5 protein-coding genes are annotated in these 5,444 nt (G+C 68.0%); 3 read left to right on the top strand and 2 right to left on the bottom strand.

Annotated elements, in window-relative coordinates; all coding sequences use genetic code 11:
* Positions 1-810: ACP S-malonyltransferase (locus tag RMO97_RS06885; protein ID WP_310539847.1), on the bottom strand; the 810-nt coding region annotated here is incomplete at its 3' end.
* Between the two features lie 159 nt (positions 811-969).
* Between RMO97_RS06885 and RMO97_RS06880 the strand changes: the two genes are divergently transcribed.
* The 3 genes from RMO97_RS06880 to RMO97_RS06870 are packed head-to-tail and all read left to right on the top strand — an operon-like array spanning position 970 to position 3,739.
* Positions 970-2,064, top strand: a complete 1,095-nt coding sequence (locus RMO97_RS06880; protein ID WP_310539845.1) for a zinc-binding dehydrogenase — start codon at positions 970-972, stop codon at positions 2,062-2,064.
* Positions 2,061-2,831 carry a dienelactone hydrolase family protein gene (locus RMO97_RS06875; protein WP_310539844.1) on the top strand — a complete coding sequence of 257 codons (771 nt, stop codon included), beginning with the start codon at positions 2,061-2,063 and terminating at the stop codon, positions 2,829-2,831. Before RMO97_RS06880 ends, RMO97_RS06875 begins: the two co-directional genes overlap by 4 nt.
* A 53-nt stretch (positions 2,832-2,884) precedes the next feature.
* Positions 2,885-3,739, top strand: coding sequence for a Ku protein (locus RMO97_RS06870; RefSeq protein ID WP_310539842.1), 855 nt, complete (start codon positions 2,885-2,887; stop codon positions 3,737-3,739).
* 107 nt (positions 3,740-3,846) lie between these two features.
* Here RMO97_RS06870 and ligD read toward each other — a convergent pair.
* Positions 3,847-5,444: DNA ligase D (gene ligD / locus RMO97_RS06865; protein WP_310539840.1), on the bottom strand; the 1,598-nt coding region annotated here is incomplete at its 5' end.

Genomic DNA, 5,444 nt, shown 5'->3' with positions numbered 1-5,444 from the left:
CTCCTCCACCAGCCAGATCATGCTCTCGCGCCACCGGACGCGGCCGGTGACCTGTTCCACCAGCAGCCGGCGGATCTCTTCCGGGTCCAGCGTCGGTCGGGCGGTGATGTTGGCCACCAGCGGCGCGCGGGGCGCCAGGATGGTGGCGGCGCCCAGGGCCTCGGCCATCTCGTCGGCGGCGGGCTGCATGAGGGGGCAGTGGAAGGGCGCCGAGACGTTCAACGGGATGGCGCGGGCCCCCAACTCCTTGGCCTTCTCGATGGCGGCGTCCACGGCGGCCTTGGCCCCAGAGATCACCACATTGCCATTGTTGTTGTCGTTGGCGACGACGCAGACGCCGAATGCCGAGCCCGCCTTGGCGGCCTCCTCGGCCAGGGCCACGTCGCTCTTGGGGCCGATCAGGGAGGCCATGGCCCCCTCGCCCACCGGCACGGCCCGCTGCATGGCCTGGCCACGCAACTTCAAGAGACGCGCGGTGTCGGCCAAGCTGATGGCGCCGGCGGCCGCGAGCGCCGAGTACTCACCAAGCGAGTGGCCGGCGACGAAGGCGGCCTTGCCGACGCCGATCTTGAATTCCTTCTCCAGGGTCCGGCTGACCGCCAGGCTAACGGCCATCAGGGCCGGCTGGGCGTTTTCCGTCAGGGTGAGCTGATCCTCCGGCCCCTCCTTCATCAGCTTGAACAGCTTCTGGCCAAGGGCGTCGTCGACTTCCTGGAACACTTCGCGCGCGCTGGCGAAGGCTTCGGCGAGGTCGGCGCCCATGCCCACGGCCTGGCTGCCCTGGCCGGGAAAGAGAAAGGCGAGGCTCATCTGGGACTCCCTTCGGCGCGCGTTGGCGCCACTTCAATTCAAGGGCGGAGGGTTAGGGGATTGCGCCCCGGCGGGCAAGGCGGCCCGCATTCCGCGACGACAGGCTGGAAATCCCTCCACTCCCCCCGCAAGCTGGTCAAAATCCTGGGAGGTAAAGTCATGCGAGCTGTCATCCGCCGCAACAAGCAGCTGGTCTGCGATGAGATCGACGAGCTGACCCCCGGCGCCGGCCAGGTCCTGGTTAAGACGCTCGCCTGCGGAATCTGCGGCTCGGACCTGCACGCCCTGCACCACATGGAGCACATGATCGAGACCACGCGGCGCGCCAGCGGCGGGGGTGGCGGCGCCATGGGCGGCGGCTTCGACCCCACCGCCGACACGGTGTTCGGCCACGAGTTCTGCGCCGAGATCCTGGAGCACGGGCCCGGGACCACGGGCCTGTTGAAGCCCGGAACCCGCGTGGTCAGCGTGCCGGCCACCATCACCGGGACCGGCGTCGAACTTCTCGGCTATTCAAACAACCTGCCCGGCGGCTTCGCCGAGCGGATGATCCTGTCGGAGATGATGCTGCTGGAGGTCAAGAACGGCCTGCCCACCGATCAGGCGGCGCTCACCGAGCCCTTCGCGGTCGGCGCCCACGCCGTGGCCAAGGCGCGGCTGGACAAGGACAGCGTCAGCCTGGTGATCGGCTGCGGCCCGGTGGGCCTGGCGGTGATCGCGGGCTTGAAGGCCAAGGGCCATGGCCCGGTCATCGCCGCCGACTACTCCCCGCGCCGACGCGCCGCCGCCGAGATGCTGGGCGCCGACGTGGTGATCGATCCGGCCAGCGAGAGCCCGCACGCCCGCTGGGAGGCCTTCGGCGTGCCGACGGCCCGCGCCGCCCAGAACATGGCCCGCATGATGGGCAAGACCTTCGGCCAGCCGGTGGTCTTCGAATGCGTCGGTTCGCCCGGCATCCTGCAGCACCTGATCGAAGCCAGCCCCGCCGGCAGCCAGATCGTGGTGGCCGGCGTCTGCATGGAGACCGACAAGATCGAACCGGCCATCGCCATCACCAAGGAGATCGAACTCACCTTCGTGTTCGGCTATTCGCCCGAGGAGTTCGCCCACACCCTGCACCAGATCTCCGAGGGCGTGATCGACGTCAGCCGGGTGGTCACCGGCAAGGTGGGCCTGTCCGAAGTGGCGCAGGCCTTCGTCACCCTCGGCGACCCCGAAGCCCATGTGAAAATCCTGGTGGAGCCCGGTCGTTGAGAACCTCATTTGTAAGCTTTCCCACCTCCGCCGGCCTCAATGTCGCCGGCCTGTTGCGCACGCCGCGTGAGGCCGGAGCCCCGGTTTGCGCGGTCCTGATCTGCCACGGCTCCGACGGGGTCGATGGGCGAGGCGAATACTACGCAGGCGCGCTCAACGCCGCGGGCTTCGCGACCCTGGAGATCGACATGTGGGCGGCGCGCAGCACGTCCCGCGGTGCCGCGGGACGCCCGCGCTCGCCCATGGAGACCTTGCCCGACGCTTTCGGGGCGCTGAAGTTCCTGGGCGACCAGCCGGAGATAGATCTTGCCCGCGTGGGCATCCTCGGCTTCTCCTGGGGCGGAGTGGTCAGCCTGCTCAGCGACACCAAGGGCCGGGCCGATCCCCTGCGCGGAGACCTGGCCGGCTTCGCGGCCCACGTCGCCCACTACCCGGTCTGCTACGCCTATGCCGCCGATCCGCGCATGGCCCTGACCGACCTCACGGGCGCACCAATCTTGATTCAGACCGGCGACATCGACACCTACGATCATCCGGACGCCGGCGAGAAGCTGGCGGCGGCGCTGGCCGCCCAGGGCACGGCGCCGGTCCGCAACATCACCTATGCCGGCGCGGGCCACGGCTTCGACCGCGACCTGCCGACGCAGACCATCAACGACCCCTTCGCCCACAACGGCGCGGGCGGTCCGGTGCTGATGGAATTCAACAAGAGCGCGGCGGAAGCGGCGCGCGCCGAGGTCGTGGGCTTCTTCACCAGAGCCCTTTAGGCAACGCAAGCGCCGCCTGACGCGTTCACGGACTCGAACTTCGTGGAGGTATCATGGCGGCGCGTCCAACCTGGCAGGGGCACCTTCGGCTCTCGCTCGTTTCCTGTCCGGTGGCCCTCTATACGGCCACCAGCCGCACCGGCGACGTGTCCTTCAACATGCTGCACAAGACCACCCACAACCGCATCCGGATGATCCCCACCGATCCGGAGACCGGGCCGGTGGAACGCTCCGACATCGTCAAGGGCTACGAGATCGAGAAGGACCACTACGTCGTGGTCACGCCTGAGGAAATCGACAGTGTCCGGCTGGAGAGCACCAAGACCATCGACATCGACAAGTTCGTCGACGCCGAGGAGATCGACCGCCTCTATTGGAACGACCCCTACTTCCTGGTCCCTGACGGCAAGGTGGCCGTCGAGGCCTTCACCGTCATCCGCGAGGCCATGCAGAAGGCCGGCAAGATCGCGCTGGGCCGCCTGGTCATGCACCAGCGCGAACGCATGCTGGCCATGGAGCCGCGCGGCAAGGGCCTGGTGGCCTACACCCTGCGCACCTTCGACGAGGTCAAGAAGCCCGAGAGCTTCTTCGACGACATCCCGGAGGTGAAGGCCGACAAGAACATGATCGAGATCGCCGCCAAGATCATCGAGCAGCAGGAGGGCGACTTCGACGCCTCGGAGTTCAAGGACCGCTACGAGGAAGCCCTACGCGCCCTGATCAAGGAAAAGGAGAAGGGCGCGGGCCGAAAGGTCACCGTCGACGAGCCCAAGGGCGCGGAAGTCATCGACCTGATGGAAGCCCTGCGCCGCAGCCTGGCGGGAGACAAGAAGGCCCCTGCGAAGGCGGCCAAGGCGCCTGCCAAGAAGGCGGCCGCCAAGCACCCGCCGGCGAAGAAGCGGGCCTAACTATGCGTCATCCCCGACGCCGATAGGCGATCCGGGACCCAGGGGCCGTGCGCACCGCCCCTGGGTCCCGGCTCTCCGCTGCGCTGCGGCCGGGATGACGGGTAGCTTTAGACCTTTCCCAGCCGCTTGATCGCCGCCGCCAGGGGCCGCTCGCTGTCGCAATAGTCTTCCCAGGCCGCCAGCTTCTTCAGCAGCCCGGGTACGGTGCGGATCGTATATTTCGCCGGATCGAGCCCCTTCTTCACCTGGCTCCAGGTCACCGGCAAGGACACCGGCGCGCCCGGACGGCCGCGAGGTGAGAACGGGGCCACCGCCGTCGACATGCGGTCGTTGCGCAGATAGTCGAGGAAGATCCGGCCGCCGCGATCCTTCTTGGCCATGGTGATCAAGTACTTGTCCGGCGCGTCCAGGGCCATCGCCTTGCAGACATCACGGGCGAAAGCCTTGGCCGTCGGCCAATCTACCTTGCCGGCCTTCAACGGGGTCACGACGTGCAACCCTTTGCCCCCGGTGGTCTTGCAGAAACTGATCAGCCCCAGGTCCTCCAGCCGGTCGCGCACCTCGCACGCCGCCTCGATCACCGCGTCGAAGTCTACGTCGGGCGCAGGATCCAGGTCGAACACCAGTCGCCCCGGAACCTCCGGCTTGAAAGGCTCGCAGTTCCAGGGGTGCAACTCCACCGCCCCGATCTGGGCGGCGGCCACCAGGGCCTCGGGGCGATCGATCTGCAGATAGGGCTTGTGATCCCCCGACACCTCGACCTCGGTGAACAGGGCCGATGACCCCCGCGAGGCGTGCCGCTGGAAGAAGGTTTCTCCGCCGGCGACGCCGTCTGGCATGCGGATGATGGAACAGGGCCGGCCCTTGATGTGTGGCAGGATCACGTGGGCGACCGCCTCGTAGTACTTGGCCAAGTCCAGCTTGGTGACCGGCCTGCCGTCCTGGGCGTCGGGCCAGAGCGGCTTCTCGGCGCTGGAGATGGTCACCCCCATGACCACCGAGGAACCCTTCGGCGACACGGTCTTGGAAACCACCGTCGCTGGCGTCGGCTCGGCCAGGTCCGCGCTCTCGGCCGGCGCCGGGACCTCGGCCTCCACCTCCTGGGCCGGCTTGTCGGCGCGCAGGCCCTTGAACGCCGCCTGCCGGATCGAGCCGTCTCCGGTGAAGCCGGCATATTCGATCTCGGCCACCAGTTCGGGCTTCACCCAGTGAACGCCGGCGGCCTTCTTGGGGGCGCCCTTGCCGCTGAACGGGCTCTTGTCGGTCTCCAGGGCCTTGAGCCTGGGCATCAGGCTGTCGACCTTGTCGCGGCCAAATCCGGTGCCGATGCGGCCGACATGGGCCAGGTGGCCCTCACGGTACACCCCGGCGATCAGGGATCGGAAGGCGTCCCCGGTCGTCGTCCAGCCTCCGATCACCACCTCATGGCCCTGGCGGCATTTCGACTTGGCCCAGGTGTCGCTGCGGCCCGAGCGATAGGGCGCGTCGATCCGCTTCGAGATGATGCCCTCCAGGGCCATGCGGCAGGCCGACTGCAGCACCGCGTCGCCCGCGGTGATGAAGTGGTCGACATAGCGGACATTGGCCGGCGGCTTGGTCAGCAAGCCGTTCAGCCGTTCCTTGCGCTGCGATAGCGGCAGGGCCCGCAGGTCCTCGCCGTCCACGAACAGCAGATCGAAGACGAAGAAGATCAGGTCATCGGTCT

Source organism: Phenylobacterium sp., assembly GCF_031425575.1.
Lineage (GTDB): Bacteria > Pseudomonadota > Alphaproteobacteria > Caulobacterales > Caulobacteraceae > Phenylobacterium.
Note: the sequence above shows the minus strand (reverse complement) of the source record. Positions and strands in the feature narration are given on the sequence as shown.